This is a genomic window from Streptomyces sp. NPDC001920 (genome assembly GCF_053594495.1).
Genome location: NZ_JBSFEP010000024.1, coordinates 82,718 through 105,141 on the forward strand (window position 1 = coordinate 82,718; position 22,424 = coordinate 105,141).

The 22,424-nt window shown below is 72.6% G+C and carries 20 protein-coding genes; 15 read left to right on the forward strand and 5 right to left on the reverse strand.

The window, feature by feature from the left end; all coding sequences use genetic code 11:
- Positions 1-40 precede the first annotated feature (40 nt).
- Positions 41-2,194 carry an OmpL47-type beta-barrel domain-containing protein gene (locus tag ACWCPI_RS32950; protein WP_451041666.1) on the forward strand — a complete coding sequence of 718 codons (2,154 nt, stop codon included), beginning with the start codon at positions 41-43 and terminating at the stop codon, positions 2,192-2,194.
- On the opposite strand, the gene ligD is transcribed toward ACWCPI_RS32950, so the two are convergent.
- On the reverse strand, positions 2,181-3,215 hold the full coding sequence (ligD, locus tag ACWCPI_RS32955; protein WP_451041616.1) for a non-homologous end-joining DNA ligase: 1,035 nt from the start codon (positions 3,213-3,215) through the stop codon (positions 2,181-2,183). The genes ACWCPI_RS32950 and ligD overlap by 14 nt on opposite strands.
- A 115-nt stretch (positions 3,216-3,330) precedes the next feature.
- Here ligD and ACWCPI_RS32960 point away from each other — a divergent pair, with 115 nt between their 5' ends.
- Both ACWCPI_RS32960 and ACWCPI_RS32965 read left to right on the forward strand, forming a co-directional pair.
- Positions 3,331-3,555, forward strand: coding sequence for a hypothetical protein (locus ACWCPI_RS32960; protein WP_388806399.1), 225 nt, complete (start codon positions 3,331-3,333; stop codon positions 3,553-3,555).
- A gap of 236 nt (positions 3,556-3,791) precedes the next feature.
- Positions 3,792-4,862, forward strand: coding sequence for an ATP-dependent DNA ligase (locus ACWCPI_RS32965; RefSeq protein WP_451041617.1), 1,071 nt, complete (start codon positions 3,792-3,794; stop codon positions 4,860-4,862).
- Positions 4,863-4,880: 18 nt separating this feature from the next.
- Here the strand turns inward: ACWCPI_RS32965 and ACWCPI_RS32970 are convergent, their stop codons facing one another.
- Entirely contained in the window at positions 4,881-6,071 is a 1,191-nt protein-coding gene (locus tag ACWCPI_RS32970) for a zinc-dependent alcohol dehydrogenase (protein ID WP_451041618.1), read from the reverse strand.
- A 217-nt stretch (positions 6,072-6,288) separates the two neighbouring features.
- On the opposite strand from ACWCPI_RS32970, the gene ACWCPI_RS32975 reads away from it, so the two are divergent.
- The gene (locus ACWCPI_RS32975; RefSeq protein WP_451041619.1) at positions 6,289-7,293 is read left to right on the forward strand and encodes a DUF3048 domain-containing protein; all 1,005 of its coding nucleotides are present in this window, start codon (positions 6,289-6,291) and stop codon (positions 7,291-7,293) included.
- Positions 7,294-7,310: 17 nt separating this feature from the next.
- Here ACWCPI_RS32975 and ACWCPI_RS32980 read toward each other — a convergent pair whose 3' ends face one another.
- Complete coding sequence (locus ACWCPI_RS32980; RefSeq protein ID WP_451041667.1) at positions 7,311-7,775, reverse strand: MarR family winged helix-turn-helix transcriptional regulator; 465 nt, start codon at positions 7,773-7,775, stop codon at positions 7,311-7,313.
- A 211-nt stretch (positions 7,776-7,986) separates the two neighbouring features.
- Here ACWCPI_RS32980 and ACWCPI_RS32985 point away from each other — a divergent pair, with 211 nt between their 5' ends.
- The 8 genes from ACWCPI_RS32985 to ACWCPI_RS33020 all read left to right on the forward strand — a co-directional run bounded on the left by ACWCPI_RS32985 (position 7,987) and on the right by ACWCPI_RS33020 (position 15,293).
- Complete coding sequence (locus tag ACWCPI_RS32985) at positions 7,987-8,742, forward strand: CoA transferase subunit A (RefSeq protein ID WP_451041620.1); 756 nt, start codon at positions 7,987-7,989, stop codon at positions 8,740-8,742.
- Complete coding sequence (locus ACWCPI_RS32990; protein ID WP_451041621.1) at positions 8,742-9,386, forward strand: CoA transferase subunit B; 645 nt, start codon at positions 8,742-8,744, stop codon at positions 9,384-9,386. Before ACWCPI_RS32985 ends, ACWCPI_RS32990 begins: the two co-directional genes overlap by 1 nt.
- Positions 9,383-10,585, forward strand: coding sequence for a thiolase family protein (locus tag ACWCPI_RS32995; RefSeq protein ID WP_451041622.1), 1,203 nt, complete (start codon positions 9,383-9,385; stop codon positions 10,583-10,585). Before ACWCPI_RS32990 ends, ACWCPI_RS32995 begins: the two co-directional genes overlap by 4 nt.
- A gap of 27 nt (positions 10,586-10,612) precedes the next feature.
- A complete protein-coding gene (gene pcaH, locus ACWCPI_RS33000; RefSeq protein WP_451041623.1) occupies positions 10,613-11,386 on the forward strand; it encodes a protocatechuate 3,4-dioxygenase subunit beta in 774 nt (257 codons plus the stop codon).
- A gap of 6 nt (positions 11,387-11,392) precedes the next feature.
- Positions 11,393-11,998, forward strand: coding sequence for a protocatechuate 3,4-dioxygenase subunit alpha (gene pcaG, locus ACWCPI_RS33005; protein ID WP_451041624.1), 606 nt, complete (start codon positions 11,393-11,395; stop codon positions 11,996-11,998).
- Complete coding sequence (pcaB, locus tag ACWCPI_RS33010) at positions 11,995-13,308, forward strand: 3-carboxy-cis,cis-muconate cycloisomerase (RefSeq protein ID WP_451041625.1); 1,314 nt, start codon at positions 11,995-11,997, stop codon at positions 13,306-13,308. Before pcaG ends, pcaB begins: the two co-directional genes overlap by 4 nt.
- The gene (gene pcaDC / locus ACWCPI_RS33015; RefSeq protein ID WP_451041626.1) at positions 13,305-14,432 is read left to right on the forward strand and encodes a bifunctional 3-oxoadipate enol-lactonase/4-carboxymuconolactone decarboxylase PcaDC; all 1,128 of its coding nucleotides are present in this window, start codon (positions 13,305-13,307) and stop codon (positions 14,430-14,432) included. The genes pcaB and pcaDC overlap by 4 nt, the downstream gene beginning before the upstream one ends.
- Positions 14,433-14,501: 69 nt before the next feature.
- A complete protein-coding gene (locus ACWCPI_RS33020) occupies positions 14,502-15,293 on the forward strand; it encodes an SDR family NAD(P)-dependent oxidoreductase (RefSeq protein WP_451041627.1) in 792 nt (263 codons plus the stop codon).
- 15 nt (positions 15,294-15,308) lie between these two features.
- On the opposite strand, the gene ACWCPI_RS33025 is transcribed toward ACWCPI_RS33020, so the two are convergent.
- Positions 15,309-17,984: an ATP-binding protein gene (locus tag ACWCPI_RS33025; protein ID WP_451041628.1), complete on the reverse strand. Its 2,676-nt coding sequence runs from the start codon at positions 17,982-17,984 to the stop codon at positions 15,309-15,311.
- Positions 17,985-18,556: 572 nt separating this feature from the next.
- Here ACWCPI_RS33025 and ACWCPI_RS33030 point away from each other — a divergent pair.
- Complete coding sequence (locus tag ACWCPI_RS33030; RefSeq protein ID WP_451041629.1) at positions 18,557-19,567, forward strand: DUF2510 domain-containing protein; 1,011 nt, start codon at positions 18,557-18,559, stop codon at positions 19,565-19,567.
- Positions 19,568-19,811: 244 nt separating this feature from the next.
- Here the strand turns inward: ACWCPI_RS33030 and ACWCPI_RS33035 are convergent, their stop codons facing one another.
- Positions 19,812-20,426 carry a TetR/AcrR family transcriptional regulator C-terminal ligand-binding domain-containing protein gene (locus ACWCPI_RS33035; RefSeq protein ID WP_451041630.1) on the reverse strand — a complete coding sequence of 205 codons (615 nt, stop codon included), beginning with the start codon at positions 20,424-20,426 and terminating at the stop codon, positions 19,812-19,814.
- 200 nt (positions 20,427-20,626) lie between these two features.
- On the opposite strand from ACWCPI_RS33035, the gene ACWCPI_RS33040 reads away from it, so the two are divergent.
- On the forward strand, positions 20,627-21,454 hold the full coding sequence (locus ACWCPI_RS33040) for a phosphatase PAP2 family protein (RefSeq protein WP_451041631.1): 828 nt from the start codon (positions 20,627-20,629) through the stop codon (positions 21,452-21,454).
- Complete coding sequence (locus tag ACWCPI_RS33045; RefSeq protein ID WP_451041632.1) at positions 21,451-22,419, forward strand: DMT family transporter; 969 nt, start codon at positions 21,451-21,453, stop codon at positions 22,417-22,419. Before ACWCPI_RS33040 ends, ACWCPI_RS33045 begins: the two co-directional genes overlap by 4 nt.
- Positions 22,420-22,424 lie beyond the last annotated feature (5 nt).

Consider the following 22,424-nt stretch of genomic DNA (forward strand, 5'->3'; position numbering starts at 1 on the left):
ACGAAGGGTCTGGACGGCGCTGCTGGCGGCGCTGCTGGTGATGCTGGGCCTGCAGGCCGCGCCCGCCGCCGGGCAGCCCGAGCCCCTGTCCGACACGGCCGCGGCGGCGCAGGTGCTCACCTGGACCGCCGGTGACGACATCACCAGGTACACGACGGCGCCCACGACGGCCGTCGCAGGTCGGGCGACGATCGTCTTCGAGAACAGCACGGCGACCGGGAACACCACCGGGATGCCGCACACGCTGACGTTCGACACCTCGGACGTCGAGTTCAACAGCGATGTGCAGCTCAACATCCTCGCCAACCCGAACGACGACCAGGGCGGCCGGCACACCGCCGAGGTCACGCTCACCCCCGGCCGCTACCGCTACTACTGCACGATTCCCGGTCACGGGCAGATGCAGGGCATCCTCGTGGTGACCGAGGGCACCGGCGAGGACACAACGGCGCCCGAGGCGTCGGCCCACGTCAGCGGGGTGCAGAACGCACAGGGCCAGTACGTCGGTTCGGCGAGCGTGGCGATCCACGCCACCGACGAGGGCGGCTCCGGGCCGGACCGGATCGAGTACGCGGCCGGTGACGCGGGCGCCTGGCAGCCGTACACCGCCCCGGTCGTCGTCGACCGGGTCGGCGACCACCGGATCCGTTACCGCGCCTTCGACAAGGCGGGGAACGTCTCGGCGGAGAAGAGCGTCGCGTTCACGGTCGTCGCGCCGCCGACCGACGACACGACGGCGCCCGAGACGTCGGCGACGGTCACCGGCGAGCAGAACCCCGACGGTGCGTACATCGGCATGGCGACCGTCACCGTCTCCGCCTCCGACACCGGTTCCGGCGTCAACACCGTCGAGTACGCGATCGGTTCCGGCGCCTGGCGGCCGTACACCGCGCCCGTGATGGTGCACGAGGCCGGCACGCACACGGTGCGCTACCGGGCCACCGACAAGGCGGGCAACGTCACCGCCGAGAAGAGTGTGCGGTTCGCCGTCGTGGTGACGCCGGATCCGGACACGACGCCCCCGGTGACGGGTGTGACGGTCGAGGGCACGAAGAACTCGGACGGGGCGTACGTCGGCAACGCCAGGGTGACCCTCACGGCGACCGACGCGCACGGCTCGGGGATCGACCGGATCGAGTACGCGCTGGACGGCGGGCCGTACCTGGCGTACGGCGCCCCGGTGGTCGTCGACCGCGCGGGTACCCACACCCTGGCGTACCGGGCGACGGACAAGGCGGGCAACACGTCGGCGGCGCGCACGGTGACCTTCACCGTGGTGTCCGGTCCGGTGCCGGCCCCCGACTGCCCCGAACTCGACGAGCGGTTGACGGTGATCGTCGGCACGGTGGATTCGGGTGTCCCGAACCGCCTGACCGAGAGCAGGTGCCGGATCAACGAGTTGATCGAGGACGAGAAGCAGTGGACGTCCCACGCGCTGTTCCTCAAGCACGTCACGACGGTCCTCGACAAGCTTTTGACCCGAGGCGTCGTCGACCGGCGCGAGTACGACGCCGTCCGCAAGGCCGCCCGGCAGTCGGGGATCGGCAAGCCGGGGCAGACCGAGGGCTACCGTCCGATCCTGGACGGAAGCTCGGAGTCCTTCGCCAAGTGGCAGCACGTGGGCGGCGGTTCGTTCGGCCGCAACACCGACGGGTCGATCACCAGCGGGACGACCAGGCCGGGTCTTGGCATGCTGTGGTTCCCGCAGCGCAAGTACGGTGACTTCTCGCTGCGGCTCCAGTGGCGGGACGACGCGCCGGGCACGGGCCACGCCAACTCCGGCGTGTTCGTCCGCTTCCCGTGGATCCACGACCACCCGGAGGAGCCGCGTCCCGAATGGGTCGCCATCAAGTACGGCCATGAGGTGCAGGTGCTCGACCGGCCCGACGGCGACATGTACAAGACGGGCTCGGTCTACGGCTTCGACCGCGTCGGGCTCGCGGGCGCCGGCGTCACGCAGAAGGGCACCTGGAACGACTACGAGATCCGTGTGGTCGACCAGCACTACTCGGTGTACCGCAACGGCGTGCTGATCAACGAGTTCGACAACGCCGGCGGCCAGGCGTTCACCCCGCCGCGCTCGGACGACCCGGGCACGGACGGGCGCCGGTTCGCCTCCGGCTACATCGGCCTCCAGGTGCACGGCACGACGGACGTGGTGTCCTACCGGGACATCCGGATCAAGGAGCTGTAGGAGGCGCCTCGGGTGCCTTCCTGGCGCGGCTCGGCTGTACCCGCTTGGGTTCTCCCGGCATCTTCGGATACTCGGGCGGGTACGGCAGATCACCGAGTCCATGGTCGCGCTCGTCCTGGTTGGCCAGCTCCAGCAGGGCCTCCAGGGAGAAGCGGTGGTCGTCCATGTCCGCGTGTACGTCGCCGAGTTCGGCGAAGCGCGCGGGCATGGTGGCCAGGTCGAAGTCCCGGGGGTGGGCGACGCCCACCTCGTCCCAGCGCAGGGGTGCGGAGACCGGGGCGTGCGGGCGTGGCCGTACGGAGTAGGCGGAGGCGATGGTCCGGTCGCGGGCCGTCTGGTTGTAGTCGAGGAAGATGCGCTCGCCCCGCTCCTCCTTCCACCACTTGATCGTCACACGGTCCGGCATCCGCCGCTCCATCTCCCGGCCCACGGCGATCGCGGCCCGCCGCACCTGGGTGAAGGTCCAGCGCGGCTCGATCGGCACGAAGACATGCAGGCCGCGGCCGCCGGAGGTCTTGGGCCAGCCGCGCAGGCCACCGAACTCGTCGAGCACGGCCCGCAGTTCGTGAGCGGCGCGGACGGCGTCGTCGTAGTCGGTGCCGGGCTGCGGGTCGAGGTCGATGCGCAGTTCGTCCGGGCGGTCGACGTCGTCGCGACGCACCGGCCAGGGGTGGAAGGTGAGCGTGCCGTACTGGGCGGCCCACACGACGGCGGCCTCCTCGGTGGGGCACATCTCGTCGGCGCTGCGGCCGCTGGGGAAGGTGATGTGGGCGGTCGGGATCCAGTCGGGCATGTTCTTCGGCGCCCGCTTCTGGAAGAACCACTCGCCGGTGACGCCGTCCGGGTAGCGCTCCAGGGTGGTGGGCCTGTCGCGCAGGGCGCGCAGGATGCCGGGCCCGACGGCGACGTAGTAGCGGGCGAGGTCGAGCTTGGTGAAGCCGCGCTCGGGGAAGAAGACCTTGCCCGGATTGGACAGGCGCACGGTCCTGCCGCCCGCCTCCAGCTCCACCGCTTCTCCCATGCGTGCCACGGTAGGCGGACGGGGCACACCTCGCACACCGGGCGGCGGCCGTGCACCCACGTCCGAACCGGGGCGCCCGGATGCGGGCCCGGGGGCGCCGCATGATCCTGGTGCCATGCAGACGCCGCCGCCTGTGATCGTCTACCCGCCCGCCGAGGACGGCGGGCGACGGGTCCGTGCCGGTGATCACTTCCTCGGGATGGCGTACACGCTGCTGGACATCGTCGAGTTCCTGCGCCGCTTCGGCCATGAGGACGTCGAGCCGGAGGACGTCGCGGCGGCCACGTGGATCGAGTGGCGGGGCGGGGGCCCACAGGTCTGGACCGGGACCGCCGGGTGAGAACCGAACCTCGACTCGGCGCCTCGGCAAGCCCGGCTGGGGAAGCGCTGTCGTGCGCCGGTGGGTTCGGCCTCCTCGCTCGGTAGCGCCTTCCCGGGTGGGTCCGTCGGCAGCGGCATGCGTTCCGGGCGGCCTGGCCGCGTCCCGCGGGACGGGGCAAACACCCAGGTGACAGGGAGTGCCGTGGTGCGGGCGTGCGGCAGGCGGGCTCCGGGAACCGCTCGTAGAGTCGGAGCATGGACCTGCCGGTGATGCCGCCCGTGAAGCCGATGCTCGCCAAGTCGGTCGCGAGGATCCCGCCGGGCATGCAGTACGAGGCGAAGTGGGACGGGTTCCGGGCGATCGTGTTCCGGGACGGCGCCGAAGTCGAGCTGGGCAGTCGTACCGGAAAGCCGTTGACCAGGTACTTTCCGGAGCTGGTGGCGGGTCTGAAGGAGCGGTTGCCGCAGCGGTGCGTGCTGGACGGGGAGATCGTGATCGCACGGGAGGGGCGGCTGGACTTCGACGCGCTCACCGAGCGCATCCACCCGGCCGACTCCCGGGTGCGGATGCTGGCCGAGCGGACCCCCGCGTCCTTCGTGGCTTTCGACCTGCTCGCGCTGGACGACCGGTCCACGCTGGACGTCCCGCTCGCGGACCGGCGGGCGCTGCTCACCATGGCGTTGTCCGGTGTGACGGCTCCGGTGCACGTGGCCCCCGCGACCACCGACATCGAGACGGCCCAGGGATGGTTCGAGCAGTACGAGGGGGCCGGGCTCGACGGTGTCATCGCCAAGCCGCTCACCCTGCGCTATCTGCAGGACGAGCGCGCCATGTTCAAGATCAAGCACGAGCGGACGGCGGACGTCGTCGTCGCGGGCTACCGCCTGCACAAGAGCGGTCCGGTGGTGGGATCCCTGCTGCTGGGCCTGTACGACGACCACGGCGTCCTGCAGCACGTGGGCGTGTCGGCGGCGTTCCCGATGAAGCGGCGCGCCGAACTCGTCGAGGAGCTGGAGCCGCTGCGCATGGAGGAGGTGCGAGGGCACCCGTGGGCCGCCTGGTCCGACGAGGCGGCGCACGAGTCGGCCCGGCTGCCGGGCGCGCCGAGCCGCTGGTCGGGCAAGAAGGACCTGTCCTGGGTCCCGCTGCGGCCGGAGTGGGTGGCCGAGGTGGCGTACGACCACATGGAGAACGGGGCGCGTTTCCGGCACACGGCACGCTTCCGTCGCTGGCGCCCCGACCGCACCCCGGAGAGCTGCACCTACGCGCAGTTGGAGGAGCCGGTGCGCTACGACCTCGCGGAGATCTTCGCGCCCCAGGCCTGAGCCACCGCGGCGTCAACGTCAGGGCTTCATCAGCACCTTGATGGCGCCCTCCTCCTTGCGCTGGAACATCTCGTACGCGTGCGGAGCCTCGCTCAGCGGCACCCGGTGCGTGGCGAAGTCGTCGACGCCGAGGGGATCGTCGTCCGTCAGGTACGGCACGATGTCGTCGCTCCAGCGGCGGACGTTGGCCTGGCCCATCCGGATCTGGATCTGCTTGTCGAACAGCGTGAGCAGCGGCAGCGGGTCGGCCATGCCGCCGTAGACGCCGGACAGCGAGATGGTGCCGCCGCGCCGTACCAGGTCGATGGCGGTGTAGAGGGCGGCGAGCCGGTCGACGCTGAAACGCTCGGCCATCGGGCCGCTCAGCTTGCGCGGCAGCAGGGCGGAGGTGTTCTGCACCAGCCGGGCCACCGCGCTGCCGTGGGCCTCCGTGCCGACCGCGTCGATCACCGCGTCCGGGCCACGGCCGTCGGTCTCGTCGCGGATCGCGGCGACCAGTTCCTTCTCGTCGTCGAAGGACTTGAGGTCGTACGTGTCCACGCCCCGCTCCCGCACCCGGCGCAGCCGTTCGGGCACCAGGTCCACGCCGAAGATGCGTCCTGCGCCCCGCAGCCGGGCGATCCGGCAGGCCATGTCACCGATGGGCCCAAGACCGAGCACCGCGACGCTGCCGCCCTGCGGGATCCCGGCGTACTCGACCGCCTGCCAGGCTGTGGGCAGGACGTCGGAGAGGTAGACGAACCGGTCGTCGGCCGGCCCCTCGGGGATCTTGATCGGGCCGAACTGCGCCTGCGGTACCCGTAGGTACTCGGCCTGGGCACCCGGCACCGAGCCGTACAGCCGCGTGTAGCCGAACAGGGCGGCCCCCATGCCCTCGCCGCTGACCTGGGTGGTCTCGCACTGGGTCGGCAGCCCGGTGAGGCACATCCAGCAGTTGCCGCAGGCGATCTGGAACGGCACCACGACCCGGTCGCCGGCCTGGAGGTCCGGCACGGCGGCACCGACCTCCTCGACGATGCCGATCGGTTCGTGGCCGAGGATGTCCCCCGGGGTCATGAACGGGGTGAGCACCTCGTACAGATGCAGGTCGGAGCCGCACAGCCCGGTCGACGTGACGCGGATGACCGCGTCCGTCGGCTCCTCGATCCGGGGATCCGGCACGTTCTCCACGCGCACGTCACGCTTGCCCTGCCAGGTCACTGCCCTCATCGCCCCGTGCTCCCTCCGTCGCCAGTGCGCGTCCGTTCGTACGGTGGGCGCCGGGTACCCCTGGGGTCCTCGGCCGAACCGCTCGACGGACCCGATCGGCTGCCGACCCGTGGGCCGATAGGTGGACCACCGCGGACGGCTCGGAACCGATCGGGTATGGGCATCTATGAACTGATAAGCACACAATTGATGACACGGATCGGGTGGGTGGGTGCGGGTGACGAAAGCGCACGGACGACGAGGGGCGCGCACCAGACGCGTCACGGCCCTGGCGGGCCTGCTGGCCGCCGCGCTGACGGCCTCCCTGGCGGCAGGCTGCACGACGTCGGACGGTTCTCGCGACGACGGCCGCGGCCAGGTGCTCCCCCCGTCGCCGAGCGAGCGCGCGAACGGGTCCCTCGCACCGGAGAAGGCGGTGCTCGCCGTCAAGATCGACAACGCCCGCGCCGCTCGTCCCCACACGGGCCTGAACGCCGCGGACATCGTCTACGTCGAGCAGGTCGAAGGCGGTCTGAGCCGTCTGATGGCGGTGTACGCGCAGCAGCTGCCGAAGTACGTCGGGCCGGTACGCAGCGCGCGCGAGACCGATCTGGAGCTGCTGCGCCAGTTCGACCGGCCGATGCTCGCCTACTCGGGAGCGCAGAGGAAGCTGGAGCCGCTGATCGACAAGGCCCCTCTGCAGGCGAGGCCGGCGGAAGACACCTCCCGCGCGTACTTCCGCTACTCCAAGCGGCCCTCGCCGCACAACCTCTACCTGCGCCCCCACCGGCTGATGGCCTCTCCGCCGGGCACCGACGTCCTGACGACGGGCTTCCGCTTCGGCGCCGCCCCACCGGGGGGCAAGGCCGTCGCCGCCCAGACCGTGCGCTACCCGGCGGCGCGCTTCACGTTCACCTGGTCCAGGAGTCACGACCGCTGGCTGGTCGCCATGGACGGCAAGGCCGCGAGGACGACCGACGGAAAGCGCGTGACGGCCGGGACGGTCATCGTCCAGTACGTCAAGGTGCGCGCGTCCGCCTTCCATGACTTCCTCGGCAACAACACGCCGTACACCGAGACGGTGGGTGCGGGAAAGGCACGGGTGCTGCGCGACGGGCTCGCCTACGACGTCAGATGGAAGCGCCCGAAGACCACTTCCGGCACGAGGTTCACCACCGCCGCGGGCAAGCCGATGCTCTTCCAGCACGGTCAGGTGTGGGTGGTCTTCGCGGAGGCGCGCTGAGCGTCCGGCAGGCGGGCTCAGGGTCGGCCGGCGAGGGGTTCGGCAGGGTTGCGGAGCCCCTCGGCCGCGTCCGCGACGCGCCGGATCAGATCGAAGAACTGCGTCTGCTCCTCTGCTGACAGCGGAGCGAGGAAGACCTGGTTCATCCGGGCCGTGCGCACGGTCAGCTTGCGGTGGGTGCGCAGCCCGTCGTCCGTCAGTCGCAGCAGGAAGCGGCGGCCGTCCTGGGGGTCGCGCACCTTGTCCAGCAGCCCGCGACGGCCGAGCCGGCTGATCACCTCGGCGATGGTGGACCGGTCGAGCCCCACTCGCTCGCCCACCGTGCGCTGGTCGAGGCCCGGCTCGGCGACGAGGGTGTTGAGGACGGCGAACTGGGGCGAGGTGATCTCCTCGGAGACCATCGTGTTCCACAGCAGGTAGTGCGCCTGCTGGAGCCGCCGGGCCAGATGCCCGGGGTGCGTCGCGAGGTCCACGGCGGCCATCCGCGCTCCCATGGTCGTCATCATCGGTGCACTGAACAATACTCGACGCCGTGGGCAGTGTCTCGGGTCCCATCGCCCCAGCGGCGTTCGTGTTTGCCGAGGTCTTGACGGTTTACCGCGACAGTGGCAGCGTGAGAGCCAACCTCACACAAATAATCAGTGCCCTGATTAACCCGGGTGCTGACGCTCGGGAAGAGATGGGGCTCCTCGGATGGACAAGGTGGTCGCCACGGCCCTGGAGGCGGTGGCCGATGTGGGCGAGGGCGCGTCGCTCGCGGTGGGTGGCTTCGGGCTGAGCGGCGTGCCGAACGCGCTGATCCAGGCGCTGTACGAGCGTGGCGTGTCCGGGCTGTCGGTCGTCTCCAACAACTGCGGGGCGATGGAGTCGGGGCTGGCCGTCCTGCTCTCGGCGGGGCGGATCGCGCGGGTGACCGGCTCCTACATCGGCGCCAACAAGGAGTTCGCCCGCCAGTACCTGGCCGGGGAGCTGGAGGTCGAGATGATCCCGCAGGGCACGCTGGCCGAGCGGCTGCGGGCCGGCGGGGCGGGAATCCCCGCCTTCTACACGCCGGCCGGGGTGGGCACGCAGGTCGCCGAGGGCGGGCTGCCCTGGCGCTACGACGGCTCCGGCGGGATCGCGCTCGCCTCGCCGCCCAAAGAGGTGCGCGAGTTCGACGGCACCGAGTACGTGCTGGAGCGCGGGATCCGCACCGACTTCGCGCTGGTACGGGCGGCGAAGGGCGACCGGCACGGGAACCTGGTGTTCAACAAGTCCTCCCGGAACTTCAACCCGCTGGCCGCGATGGCCGGGCGGGTGACGATCGCCGAGGTGGAGGAGCTCGTGGAGCCCGGGGAGATCGATCCGGACGCGGTGCACCTGCCGGGGATCTTCGTGCAGCGGGTGGTGGCTCTCACGCCGGAGCAGGCCGCCGACAAGGGCATCGAGAAGCGGACGGTGAGCAGCTGATGGCCTGGACACGTGAGGAGATGGCCGCGCGGGCCGCGCGCGAGCTCCAGGACGGGCAGTACGTCAATCTGGGCATCGGGCTGCCGACCCTGATCCCGAATTACCTGCCCGAGGGCGTCGAGGTCGTCCTGGAGTCCGAGAACGGCATCCTGGGCACCGGCCCCTACCCCACCGAGGACGCCGTCGACCCCGACCTGATCAACGCGGGCAAGGAGACGGTGACCGTCCTGCCGGGCGCCGCTTTCTTCGACTCGGCGCTGTCCTTCTCGATGATCAGGGGCGGGCACATCGATGTCGCCGTACTCGGCGCCATGCAGGTGTCCGAGAAGGGCGACCTGGCGAACTGGGCGATCCCCGGCAAGATGATCACCGGGATCGGCGGGGCGATGGACCTCGTCCACGGCGCCCGCACGGTCGTCGTCGTGATGACCCACACCGCCAAGGACGGCTCGGCAAAGATCCGCACCGAGTGCGCCCTACCGCTCACGGGCGCGGCGTGCGTGAACCGGATCATCACCGATCTCGGCGTGCTGGACGTCACCGGCGAAGGCCTGGTGCTCGTGGAGACCGCGCCCGGCGTGAGTGTCGACGAGATCACCGCGAGGACCGACGCGAAACTCACCGTCGCGGAGAATCTGCTGTGAACACCGTGTACATCGTCGACGCCGTCCGCACACCGATCGGCCGCTACAACGGCGCTCTCGCCCCCGTACGCCCCGACGACCTGGCCGCGCACACCCTGCGCGCGCTCATCAGCCGTACGCCCGCCTTGGACCCGTCCCGCATCGAGGACGTGTACTTCGGCAACGCCAACGGCGCCGGCGAGGAGAACCGCAACGTGGGCCGCATGGCGGCGCTCCTCGCCGGCCTGCCCACCTCCGTACCCGGCGTGACCGTCAACCGGCTGTGCGCGTCGGGACTGGAAGCCGTCGTCCAGGCGGCCCGCGCCATCGCCCTCGGCGACGCCTCCGTCGCCGTCGCGGGCGGCGTGGAGTCGATGACGAGAGCACCGTACGTGCTGCCCAAGTCCGACAAGCCGTTCCCGGCCGGGCACACGGAGCTGTACTCCACCACACTCGGCTGGCGCATGGTCAACCCCAGGATGGAACCGCAGTGGACCATCCCCCTGGGCGAGTCCGCGGAGCTGATCGCCGAGAAGCACAAGATCAGCCGGGAGCAGCAGGACGAGTTCGCCCTGCACAGCCACCGCAAGGCCGCAAGGGCGCAGGCGGAGGGCCTGTTCGACGCCGAGCTCGCGCCCGTGCCGATCCCGCGGGGCAAGGGTGATCCGGTCGTCCTCGGCGCCGACGAATGCGTACGGCCCGATGCCTCGCCGACGGCGATGGCGGGGCTCAGACCGTCCTTCCGCACCGCTGAGGGGACCGTCACCGCGGGCAACGCCTCCCCGCTCAGCGACGGTGCCGCCGCCCTGCTCCTCGTCGACGAGGAGGGCCTGAGGGCCACCGGCCGCGAACCCCTCGCCCGGGTCTGCGCCACCGGCGTCCACGCCCTCGACCCCGACTGCTTCGGCCTCGCCCCCGTCGAGGCCGTCAACCGGGCCCTCGCCAAGGCGGGCAGGACGTTCGACGACCTGTCGGTCCTCGAACTGAACGAGGCCTTCGCGGCCCAGGTGCTGGGCTGCGTCGCCGAGTGGCCCGACGTCGACCCGGCGATCCTCAACCCGCAGGGCGGCGCCATCGCCCTCGGCCACCCGCTGGGCGCCTCCGGTGCCCGCCTCGCCGGTACCGTCGCCCACCAACTCGCCCGCCGGGGCGGCGGAGTCGGTGTCGCCACCCTCTGCATCGGCGTCGGCCAGGGCCTCGCCCTCGTCCTCGAACGCTGAGAAACCCAGGAACCCGCAGGGAGCCCCATGACTCTCACCCAGCACGACATCGACCAGGAGATCGCGGCCGAGCACGCCGCGTACGAGAAGCGGATCGCCGACGGCGCCCCCGTCGAGCACCACCCGCGCCGCGACTACGCGCCGTACCGCTCCTCCGTCCTGCGCCACCCCGAGCAGCCGCCGATCGCCATCGACGTCACCAAGGACCCGGAGCTGGTGGAGCTGTCCTCCCCCGCCTTCGGCGAGCGCGACATCACCGAGACCGACCACGACCTGACCCGGCAGCACGACGGCCAGCCGATCGGTGAGCGCATCACCGTCTCGGGCCGGCTCCTCGACCGCGACGGCCGCCCGGTCCGCGGCCAGCTCATCGAGATCTGGCAGGCGAACTCCGCCGGTCGCTACGCCCATCAGCGCGAGCAGCACGACGCCCCGCTGGACCCGAACTTCACCGGTGTCGGCCGGACCCTGACCGACGACGGCGGCCGCTACGCGTTCACCACCATCCAGCCGGGCCCGTACCCGTGGAGCCAGCACGTCAACGCCTGGCGGCCGGCCCACATCCACTTCTCGCTGTTCGGTACGGCGTTCACCCAGCGGCTCGTGACGCAGATGTACTTCCCGAACGACCCGCTGCTGCGCTACGACCCAATCATCCAGTCGGTGACGGACGACGCGGCCCGGCAGCGACTGGTCGCGACCTACGACCACAGCCTGTCGGTGCCGGAGTTCTCGATGGGCTACCACTGGGACATCGTGCTCGACGGCCCGCACGCCACCTGGATCGAAGAAGGACGCTGAGCCGCCATGACGAAGATCGACACGAGCCGTCCGGAATCCGTGCTCCCCACTCCGTCGCACACGGTCGGCCCCTTCTACGGACACGCACTGCCCTTCCCCGGCGGCGGAGACATCGCGCCGATCGGCCACCCGGACACGATCGCCCTGCAGGGCTACGTCACCGACGGCGAGGGCAAACCGCTGCCGGACGCCTTCCTGGAGCTGTGGGGTCCCGACCCGGACGGCAACCTGCCGCGGGTCGACGGCTCGATGCGGCGCGACCCGGCGAGCGGCGGCTTCCTCGGCCGCAACGGCGTGGAGTTCACCGGCTGGGGGCGCGTCCAGACCGATGCGAACGGGCACTGGAGTGCGCGGACGCTGCGGCCGGGGGCACGCGGGCGCAGCGCGCCCCATCTCAGCGTGTGCGTCTTCGCGCGCGGGCTGCTGGTGCACCTGTTCACCCGGATCTACCTGCCCGGCGACGAGGCCGCGCACGCCGCCGACCCGCTGCTGTCCCGGCTGGACGCGGAACGCCGCGACACGCTGATCGCGGTGGACCAGGGCCGCGGGACATACCGTTTCGACATCCGCCTTCAGGGCGAAGGCGAGACGGTCTTCCTGGAGTTCCGGTGACACCACCTGTCGACCCCGCCGTATCCGAAGCCGACGTCGGCCTGCTGGCCCCGGGGCGGGTCGGCTCCCCGGCCGCCGCCGCGACGAGCGACACCGCCTGCCTGCGGGCGCTGCTCGACGCGGAGGCCGCGCTGACCCGGGCTCAGTGGGCGCTCGGCCTCGCCCCCGCCGAGGCGGCCACCGCGGTGACCGAGGCGGCCGGCGGCCACCCCTTCGACATGCGGTCCCTGGCCGAGCGGGCCCGCGCGGGCGGCAACCCCGTGATCCCCCTGGTCGCGGAGCTGACGAAGGCGGTCGGCGACGAGTACGGCCCCTACGTCCACCGGGGCGCGACCAGCCAGGACATCATGGACACCGCCATGATGCTGGTCGCCGTGCGCACCCTCGACCTGATCCTCGGCGACCTCGGCCGCACCGAACGGGCACTGGCCGGCCTGGCCGCCGAGCACCGGGACTCCGTGATGCCCGGGCGCACACTGACCCAGCACGCCGTGCCGACCACGTTCGGGCTGAAGGCGGCCGGATGGCGGTCGCTGGTCCTCGACGCCCGGGACCGGGCCACGGCCGTACGGGACTCACTGCCCGCCCAACTCGGCGGCGCGGCCGGGACGCTGGCCGCCTTCGGGGCGTACGGCGCGAGTGATCCGACCGCGCTGCCGGCGGCCTACGCCCTCGAACTCGGCCTGCGGGCGCCCACCCTGCCCTGGCACACCCTGCGCACCCCCGTCGCCGACCTCGCCGGGTGTCTCGCCTTCACGGCGGGCGCGCTCGGCAAGCTCGCGGCGGACGTCCTCACCCTGTCCCGGACCGAGATCGCCGAGGTCGCTGAGGGCGGCGGCGGAGGTTCGTCCGCCATGCCGCACAAGTCCAATCCCGTACGCTCCACGCTCATCGCCTCCGCAGCACGGCGCGCCCCCCAGCTCGCGGCCGTCCTGTACGGCGCGCTGGCCGCGGAGGACGAACGGCCGGCCGGCGCCTGGCACGCGGAGTGGGAGCCGCTCAGGGATCTGCTGCGGCTGGTCGGCGGGGCCGCCCGGGACGCAGTCGAGCTGGCCGAGGGACTGCGGGTCGAGGACCACGTCATGCGCGAACACCTCGACCTGACCCACGGGTTGATCGTCTCCGAGCGGCTGGCCGCCGAGCTGGCCCCGGTGCTGGGCCGGGCGCATGCCAAGGAGCTGCTCACCAGACTGGCCTGCGCAGGTGAACCGCTCGACCGGGCACCGGAGTTGGCGGACGTCGACCTCGACCCCACGCACTACACCGGCTCCGCGGGAGCCCTCACCGACCGCGCTCTGGAGCGACAGTGAAACTGCTTCACCACCGTGCCGAAGGACCCGCTTTCGGGCCTCCCCTCCTGCTCGGGCCCTCGCTCGGCACCTCGTACGCCCTGTGGGAGAAGGTCGCGCCGGAGCTGTCGAGCACGCATCGGGTGGTCCGCTGGGACCTGCCGGGGCACGGCGGTTCGACGGGCGATCTCATCGCGGCGGGCGCCACGGTCGGTGACCTCGCCCGCCTGGTGCTCGCGCTCGCCGACGCGCTCGGGATCGAGCGGTTCGCGTACGCGGGGGTGTCGCTGGGCGGTGCGGTGGGACTGCACCTCGCCGTGCACCACCCCGAGCGCGTCGAGTCCCTGGCCGTGATCTGTTCGTCGGCCCACTTCAACGGTGCGAAGCCGTGGCAGGAGCGGGCCGCGCTGGTGCGGCGCGAGGGGCTGGCGGCTCTCGCCGAGACCGCGAACGACCGCTGGTTCACCTGCGGCTTCACCGTGCCCGAGCTGGTCCGGGACCACCGGGACGCCGACCCGGAGGCGTACGCGGCATGCTGTGACGCGCTCGCCGCCTTCGACGTGCGCGACCGGCTGGCCGGTATCCGCGCGCCCACGCTGGTGATCGCCGGTCGCGAGGACCCCGCGACCCCGCCGGCGCATCTGCGGGAGATCGCGGACGCCGTGCCGGGTGCCGCGCTGGTCGAGATCCCGGGCGCCTCGCATCTGGCGCCGGCGCAATGCCCGGAGGCCGTGCTGACGGCCCTGCGCGCCCACCTGGGCGGGAGTGCCGGGCGGGGCATGGAGGTACGGCGGCAGGTGCTCGGGGACACCCATGTGGACCGCGCCCAGGCTCGGCAGACCGCCTTCACGGCCCGCTTCCAGGACTTCATCTCCCGCTACGCCTGGGGCGAGATCTGGACCGATCCGACACTCACCCGGCGCGAGCGCAGCATGATCACCCTGACGGCGCTGGTGGCGCACGGCCACTACGAGGAGCTGGCCATGCACGTACGGGCGGCCCGGCGCAACGGGCTGTCCCCCGACGAGATCGGTGCCGTACTGCTCCAGACGGCCGTGTACTGCGGCGTTCCGGCGGCGAACTCGGCGTTCGCGACGGCCCAGCGCGTGCTCGCCGAGGAGTCCGAGGAAGACGCGGGCGCCTGAGGGTGACCCCGGCGGTCGTACGCTCGGCGGCGCCTCGCACATGTCTCCACCCGTGCCTACGGTGGAGACATGTCGACCGTTCTGCTCACCGGCGCCACCTCGGGGCTCGGCCGCCACGTCGCCTTCGAGCTGGTCCGTGCCGGGCACCGTGTCCTCGCGCACGGACGGGACGCGGAGCGCACCGAGGGGCTCGTCGAGGAGCTGCGGGCCGAGGGCGAGGCCGAGGGGTTCGTCGCCGATCTGGCCTCGCTGGGTCAGGTCCGGGAACTGGCGGCCCATGTCGCCGGGGCACACCCCGAGCTGGATGTGCTGATCAACAACGCGGCCGTGGGCGCCGGGCCGCCCGGTTCCGGGCGGGAACTGAGTGCCGACGGGCACGAACTGCGCCTGGCCGTGAATTACTTGGCGCCGGTCGCGCTGACCCGTGCCCTGCTCCCGGTGCTGCGCTCCAACGCTCCCGCGCGGGTGGTGAACGTGGGCTCCGCCGGACAGGAGCCCCTGGACTTCGGCGATCCGGAGTCGGCCCGCGGCTACTCGGGACTCTCGGCGTACTGCCGTGCCAAGTTCGCCCTCGCCGCGTACACGTTCGTCCTCGCCGAGGAGCTTCGGGGCACCGGCGTCTCGGTGAACGTGCTGCACCCGGCGACCCACGGGGACACGGCGATGGTCCGCGAGGGCGGCTTCCCGCCCCGGCACAGGGTCGCCGACGGCGCACCCGGTGTCCTGGCACTGGCCACCCGGGACCTGGGGACGGGCCGGTACTTCGACGGCACCCGTCCGGCACGGGCGCACGAGGGAACGTACGACCCGGAGGTCCGCAAGCGGCTGGCGGCGGTCACCGACCAGCTACTGGCCCTCTGAGCGATCCGGCCCCGCCTACACCAGCCCCGCCGACAGGGCCGCCTCCGCCTGTGCCACCAGTCCGTCCGCTCCGCACGAGCGGGCCAGGGTCAGACCTCGCTGCAGCTCCGCGGACGAGCGGGCGGCGATGCCGAACTCGACACGGGCGGCCGCGTGCTCGTACTGGCAGGGCGATGCCTCCAGATAGGTCACGGCCTGCTCGGCCAGGCGTACCGCGCGCTGGCCGGTCTCCAGGGCGGCGGCGCAGCGCAGGGCCTCACCGATGGCGGTGTCGGTGCCGAGTCGCTCGGCGCGGCGGCGGACGTCGGTGGCGAGCCGGCCGGCGCGCGCCGGGTCCTCGTTCGCGAGGGCGCGGGTCAGGTCGACGGCCCAGGGCACCAGCACCGGGTTGTGGTGGCCGCGCACCGCCGCCGCCTTCTCCGCCGCCTCCAGTTCGTTGACGCCCTCCTTGGTGCGGCCGACCGCGAGGAGCAGGCGACCGCGGACCGAGCGGGGGTCGGGCAGGACGATGGTGGACGGGTAGGGCGGGGCGAAGCCGTACTCCTCGGCTACCCGCCACGCCTGCTCGACATGGCCGCGGGCGAGCAGGGTGTCGACGAGGTTGCAGGTCGCGGACCAGTGCAGGGGCAGCCGACGGCCGACGCGCTCGGCGAGCGCCAGCGACTTGCGCAGGGACGCCTCGGCCTCGCGGAGCCGGCCGCGTCTGCGGTGCCCGAGGCCGACGTAGGCGTGGGCCAGCGAGAGGTGGCCGCCGCTCCAACCGGCGGACTCGTAGGCGCGCAGGGCCTCGTTGTAGAGGGCCTCGGCCCGGTCGAGCCGGTCGGTGAAGGCGTAGGAGCTGGCCAGCATCATCGGCAGCTCCAGGCCCCATTCGGGGTCGGTCCAGCCGAGTCCGGGGGCGAGGCGGCCGTTGATGAGGGCGCGGTCGCACAGTTCGACGACCTCTTCGGCGTTCTCGCCGCGGGCCATCGCGTCGAAGCCGCGCAGGATGAGCAGGGCGCGCTCGGCGTTGTCGCGGCCGGTACAGGTGGCGGCGAGTTCGGCGAGGCGTGCGGAGCGTCCCGCGGCGGTCGCCTCGCCCGCGTGGATGCCCTCCCACATGAACTGCACCGCCTGGAGCCGCAGTTTGACCGGCCCGGCCGGGTGGCGGGCGGCCTCCGCCTCGACGGTGCGGACGGCCTCCTCCAACTGGTCGTTGTGGAGCAGGGCCTGGGAGAGGCGGTAGACGGCGTCGATGCGTTCGTCGCCGTCCAGGCCGGGCATCGCGAGGGCGGTCTGGAGGTGGTCGATGGTGGTGGCGGGCGCGGTGAGGAGGGTGGCGCAGCCGAGTTCGTGGAGCACGCGCGCGTGGACCTCGCGCGGCGGCGGTTCGAGCAGGGCCCGCTCCAGGCAGCGGCGGGCGGCGTCGGGCGCGCCGACGGCCAGGTGTTCGCGGGCGGCCTCGCGCAGCTGCTCGACGAGTTCCTCGTCGCTGTCCGGGTGGACTTCGAGCAGGTGGCGGGCTGCGACGGCGGCTCCCCGGCCGTTGTCGGTGACGACACGGGCGGCGATGCCGTGCATCGCGGTGCGCAGCGCGTCGGGGATGGAGTTGTACACGGCGGTGGCGATCAGGGGGTGGACGAACTGCAGCTCGCCGTCGTCCGGTTGGACCCCCGCCGGGTCGGGCTCGGTGAGGATGCGCGCGGTGCGCAGCAGCTCGGCGCAGCGCACGGCGTCGTCGAGGCTCATGGTGGCCAGCTCGGCCACCAGGTCGACGGAGATGCCGGTGCCGAGGATCGCCGCCGCCCAGGCGAACCGGGTGGCGTCGATGCCGAGCGTCTCCAGGCGGGCGACGAGTCCGCCGCCGCGTGCCGCGCGGTTCAGGGCGCGTAGTTCACCGGCGGCGGACTCGGTCGGCTCGAACTCGCTGTCCTGCACCTTGGCGAGGAGTTCGACGGTCTCGTACGGGTTGCCGCCGGTGACGGCCCAGACCTCGCGGCAGAACGGGGCGTCGGCGTGCGCGCCCAGGGTGGCGCGGGTGAGGCCGGTGGTGGCGTCCGGGGTGAGGGCGCTCAGGTTGGCGACGGAGCTGCCGGCGGCGGCGACCGTGTCCAGGTGGCGGGCGCTGTCGCCGCCGACCTCGCCGGGGCGGCGGGCCACCATGACCAGGACGTTCTGCTCGCCCACCCGTTCGGCGAACGCGGCGAGCCAGCGCAGGGACTCCTGGTCGGCCCAGTGCGCGTCGTCGATCAGCAGCACCAGCGGCCAGTCGCGCCGGGCCAGGCGGCGCACCGCGGCCACGAGGCCGTCGCACACGCCCTGCGGATCGGCCTGGCGCTCACCGGGGTCCGTGATGCCGAGGGCGGGTCCGGCGATGTCGTACCAGTCGCCGAGGTACTCGCGTGCCTCTTCCGGCATCAGCGACAGCAGCGCGGGCTGCATCAGCTGCCGTACGACGTTGAAGGGGACGGAGCGCAGGGTCTCGCTGCCGCGGGCCGCCCACACCGTGCAGCCACGGGCTTCGGCTATACGGCGGGTTTCGGCCAGCAGTGCGGTCTTGCCGAGTCCGGCCTCGCCCCGGAGCACCAGGAGACTGCCCGAGGAGGACTTGTCCGTGCACAGGGTGTCGAGCGCCCGCTCGACGGCGGCGAGTTCCTCGTCACGCTCCCACAGGGCGGCCGAGGCGGCCGGTGTGGGCCGTACCTCCGTCATCCCGCTCCCTCCCCAAGTAGCCCGAACGACGTTCAGATCGAGCGTAGCCTTCCGGCCGACCGAGTGGAGGGTGCTCGGGGCAGCTGTTGCCGTGAAGGGTGACGGCGGGTCCGGACGGGCGACGCGCAGGGCCCCCGACCTGCCCGGCTGAAACTTACTCATAGTCAAAAACCGTCGGTGGAAAGGCGCGTGCACGAAGCCGACGCTCGGCGACCGTGGCCCGGTCCACCGATCGAGGGCGGCGCTGGGGTTCAGCGGCGGGCCGCCGGTGCCCGGCGTGGACGGGGCACCGGCCGGGTCCGTGACGCTGCCGGCGGACGACGTCGTCGCCACGCCGACCTCGCCGACGGCTCGTACGGTCTCCGTGGCCGTGTGCGCGCCGCGGGCGACGGAGGTGATCGCCTCGGGTGGCGGGCCGCGTGATCACCCCGGGACGCGACGCCCTGCACCCGCCACCACCTGCTCGGCAGCGGCCGGTACGGCCCGTCGTGGAGTGAGGCCGGCCGGCATCCGCGGGCCCATGAGCGGGGTCCTCTCATCCGGCTTTCACCGAGACCTCATACGGTGGGCCCATGACGCAGGTGACACCACCCGGCTGGTACCCCGACCCCGGCCGGAAAAGTGACGGTCCGCCCACCGAGCGCTGGTGGGACGGCAAGGCATGGACGGACCAGGTCCGGCCCGCGGGGTCGGCCGCGGCGTGGGCCCCTCCGCAGCCGCCGGCCCCGGGCGCGCCCGTGGGGCAGCCGACGGCCCCCGGGGCGCCTGCGGCCTACCCGGGCTATCCGGTGCACCCGGGGTATCCCGGTCAGGTGCAGTCGGGTGGGCGGCGTGGTCTGCGTACGGGCATAGCCGTGGGCGTGGCGGCCGTGGTGCTCGCGAGCATCGGCGTCGGTGTGTACGCGCTGACCGCCGACGGCGGCTCGGGAGGCGGTGGCGCCGAGTCGCAGCGGCGGGGGCCCGGTGGGCCCGGCGGGCCCTTCGGTGACCCGGGAGGCGGCGGTGGCGGGGACGGCGGGCGGTCGCCCTCTCCCGACGGGTCCGCAGCGCCGCGGGTCGAGAGCGGTGCGGTGACGGACTCGGTGAACGGGATCAGCCTGCCGGTGCCGGACGGCTGGTACGGCGAGAAGATCAACTGGGGTGCGCAGGTGTCGTCCGACGACACGTACAAGTGCCCCGACGGCACCTCCGACCGCTGCACGAAGGGCGGCGCCTTCTCGGCGCCCGCACTCGCGCTCGGCACCAAGGGCGACACGGCCGAGGAGATCGCCAAGGCGGACATCTCCGAGAACGCGGAGCAGTCCTACGGCAAGGGGTACGGCGAGATCACCTCGCACCAGGTGCTGGCCTCCAAGGCGGTGACCGTGGCCGGGCAGAAGGGCTACATGGTCCGCTGGAAGGCCGTCACCAGCAAGGGTGCCGACGGCTATGTCGAGTCCCTCGCCTTCCCGTCGCCCGTCAACGAGCAGCAGCTCGTCGTGGTCCGGTTCGGCGTCGACGTCGACGAGGGGCAGGCGGTCCTGGACGAGATCACCAAGGGCATCAAGGTGTCCACGGGCGGCGGCGACGGCCAGGAGGTCTAGGTCCTGTCGTCACATTCCCGTCGTCCGCCCGCAGGGCGGGCCCGGCGGCGTCTGATGCTCAAGACCCGCCAGGGTCAACAACGCTCGTGATCAACACACCTGGGGAGTCCCGGGCGGCCGGGTGGGGTGCCCCTCCGCTCAAGAGGAACCCCACCCGGCCGGGGGGTGCGCGCCGCCCCCGTCCCCACGGTGCGGCGCGGAAACAGGTCGCCGCCCAGTCATCCCGTGGACGGCGGCCTGAGTCTCAGGTCAGTCCCAGGCAGGGCAGCACGGCGGCCTCCACGAAGCCGACCAGGTAGTCGGCGTCGGCGTCCTCGCCGTCCAGGACGGGACGGGCGCGCAGCACACCGAAGATCTGGGCCGGGACGTAGTCCAGCGCCGGGTGGTCGGCGGCCACCTCTCCTCGGGCCACTCCTCGCCGCAGCAGCTCCTTCAGCGCGTCGATCTCGGGTTCGATGAGTGCCTCGCGCAGGGCGCACCTGAGTTCCGGGTCCTGCATCGCGGCGTGACCGAGTGCCTGGAAGAGCCGGGTGTCCTTGCCCGACCAGGCGCCCGCGACCCGCGCGGCCTGGCGCAGGTCCCCGGCGAGCGTGCCGGTGTCGATGCCCTCGAAGCGGCTGCGGCGGCTGGCGCGCAGGGCGGCCGCCACGAACTGCGGCTTGGTCTTCCACTGCCGGTAGAGCGTGGACTTGCTGCAGCGCGTGCTGGCGGCGACGCCCTCCATGGTGACGGCGTCGTAGCCGCACGCGCGGATCTGTTCGAGCACGGCGTCGAAGAACTCCCGCTCACGCTCGGGCGTGATCTTGGAGCGGCGCGAGGCGATGACCGTCTCCGGTCCGTCCGCTGCCTGGGACGTCATGACTCTTCTCCTCACTCGGTGCGACGACCGGTTCGTCCGGCGGTGGTGTGGGCCCGACTCCAGTGTGTCGCACGTCTATCGATACGCCACTGTACCGGAACGGTCGCGTATCGGTACAGTGGCGTATCGGTACAGATGCGTTTCGGTACGCCGACGTGTCGATGCCGCATGCACCAACCGTTCGGCGAAAGGGCCGGGGGATGAATGGCCGCACCGAGCCCGCACCGGCGCAGACCGCACCGGCGACGCGGCCCCCGATCGTCCGTGAGCTCCTGCTGGTCGCCGGGCTCTTCCTCGTCTACAAGTTCGGCCGGCAGCCGGCCGCCGACCACACCGGTGAGGCCTTCCGCAACGCCGACCGCGTCTGGGGCCTCGAACGCGCCGTCCACCTGCCCGGCGAGGGCTCGGTGCAGCACCTCCTGCTGCACGGCGACACGCTCATACGCCTCGCGAACACCTATTACGCGACCGTCCACTTCCCGGCCACCGCCGCCTTCCTGATCTGGCTCTGGCTGCGGCGCCCCGCGCACTACGTCCGGGCCCGCCGCGTCCTCGCCGCGGTCACCGCGATCGCCCTCGTGGTCCATCTGGCGTTCCCGCTGGCCCCGCCGCGCATGCCGGCCGCGACCGGTCTGATCGACACCGGGCGGGTCTACGGCCCCTCCGTGTACGGCTCCCCCGAGACCGACCATCTGTCGAACCAGTTCGCGGCGATGCCGTCACTGCACTTCGGCTGGGCCCTGATGGTGGCGATCGGCCTGATGGGGGCGACCCGGTCGCGGTGGCGTCTGCTGTGGCTGCTGCATCCCCTGGTGACACTGCTGGTCATCGTGGGCACGGCCAACCACTGCTGGCTCGACGCGATCGTGGCGACGGCCCTGCTCGGCCTGGCGCTCACCGCGGTCGGCCGGCCAGGGCTCCCGGCCGCGACGGCCGGACCCGGCGCCGACCGGTTCGTCCCGGCTCGGGCGGCCGGGAGCGGGAAGAGCGCCGAGAAGGACGTCGTACTCGCGGGAGCGACCCGATGAACGCCACCGTCCTCGCCGTCACCCTGTCCCTGTTCTCCGCCGCCGCCTACGCCGCCGCGGCCGTCGCCCAGGAGCGGCTGGCCGCCCGCGCCCCCGGCACGGGCCTCGTACGGCTGCTGGGTTCCGGCGCCTGGTGGGGGTCGGTCCTGCTCAACGGCTCCGGCGCCCTGCTGCATGTCGTGGCCCTCACGTACGGCCCGCTGACCGTGGTCCAACCGCTCGGCGCGCTCACCCTCGTCGCCGCGGTACCGCTGGGCGCGCGGCTCGCGGGGCGGCGGGTCAGCGCGGTCGAGTGGCGGGGCACGGCCCTGACCCTGGCCGGGCTGTCGGCGATCCTCGTCACGGCGTCCGGACCCGCCCCTCAGGACGTGCTGAGCGCGCCCCAGGCGCTGGCGGTCGCGGCGGTGACGACGGCGCTGATCGGCATGCTCTCGTGGCCGGGCACCCGGCCCGGCCTGCGGCACGCGACCGCGTCCGGCATCGCCTCCGGGGTCGCCTCGGCGCTCACGCAGACCGTGACGGTGGCCGCGTCCGACCGTGCCGGTGCACTGCTCAGCGTGCAGGTGGTCGGGGTGGCCCTGCTGGTCGCGGCCTTCGCGGCGAGCGGACTGCTGCTGTCGCAGACCGCCTACCGGGGCGGCCTGGGCGCCCCGCTGGCGGTGGTGACCCTCGCCAACCCGCTGGCCGCCGCGCTGATCGGCCTCGTCCTGCTCGGCGAGCGTCTGCAGGGCGGCGCGGTGGGCGTGCTCCTCGCGTCGGCCGGTGCGGGGCTCGCGTCCTGGGGCGTGGTGCTGCTCAGCCGGGCCGCGCCGGAGCTCACCGGCGTGGCCGGTGAGCTGACCGACCCCGCCTGCGAGGCGGACCACCCCGTGGCCGCGGTCCTGGCCCTGGAGCCCGGGTCGGCCGCCACGGGACCGGGATTGGTGCCCCGGCAGCCGGAACCGGGGCACCTCAGTCCGCTGTGAACGGA

Coding starts and splice junctions, on each gene's coding strand:
- ACWCPI_RS32950 (WP_451041666.1), top strand. CDS start 41: ATGCTGGGCCTGCAGGCCGCGCCCGCCGCCGGGCAGCCCGAGCCCCTG.
- ligD (WP_451041616.1), bottom strand. CDS start 3,215: ATGGGAGAAGCGGTGGAGCTGGAGGCGGGCGGCAGGACCGTGCGCCTG.
- ACWCPI_RS32960 (WP_388806399.1), top strand. CDS start 3,331: ATGCAGACGCCGCCGCCTGTGATCGTCTACCCGCCCGCCGAGGACGGC.
- ACWCPI_RS32965 (WP_451041617.1), top strand. CDS start 3,792: ATGGACCTGCCGGTGATGCCGCCCGTGAAGCCGATGCTCGCCAAGTCG.
- ACWCPI_RS32970 (WP_451041618.1), bottom strand. CDS start 6,071: ATGAGGGCAGTGACCTGGCAGGGCAAGCGTGACGTGCGCGTGGAGAAC.
- ACWCPI_RS32980 (WP_451041667.1), bottom strand. CDS start 7,775: ATGGCCGCCGTGGACCTCGCGACGCACCCCGGGCATCTGGCCCGGCGG.
- ACWCPI_RS32985 (WP_451041620.1), top strand. CDS start 7,987: ATGGACAAGGTGGTCGCCACGGCCCTGGAGGCGGTGGCCGATGTGGGC.
- ACWCPI_RS32990 (WP_451041621.1), top strand. CDS start 8,742: ATGGCCTGGACACGTGAGGAGATGGCCGCGCGGGCCGCGCGCGAGCTC.
- pcaH (WP_451041623.1), top strand. CDS start 10,613: ATGACTCTCACCCAGCACGACATCGACCAGGAGATCGCGGCCGAGCAC.
- pcaG (WP_451041624.1), top strand. CDS start 11,393: ATGACGAAGATCGACACGAGCCGTCCGGAATCCGTGCTCCCCACTCCG.
- ACWCPI_RS33020 (WP_451041627.1), top strand. CDS start 14,502: ATGTCGACCGTTCTGCTCACCGGCGCCACCTCGGGGCTCGGCCGCCAC.
- ACWCPI_RS33025 (WP_451041628.1), bottom strand. CDS start 17,984: ATGACGGAGGTACGGCCCACACCGGCCGCCTCGGCCGCCCTGTGGGAG.
- ACWCPI_RS33030 (WP_451041629.1), top strand. CDS start 18,557: ATGACGCAGGTGACACCACCCGGCTGGTACCCCGACCCCGGCCGGAAA.
- ACWCPI_RS33035 (WP_451041630.1), bottom strand. CDS start 20,426: ATGACGTCCCAGGCAGCGGACGGACCGGAGACGGTCATCGCCTCGCGC.
- ACWCPI_RS33040 (WP_451041631.1), top strand. CDS start 20,627: ATGAATGGCCGCACCGAGCCCGCACCGGCGCAGACCGCACCGGCGACG.
- ACWCPI_RS33045 (WP_451041632.1), top strand. CDS start 21,451: ATGAACGCCACCGTCCTCGCCGTCACCCTGTCCCTGTTCTCCGCCGCC.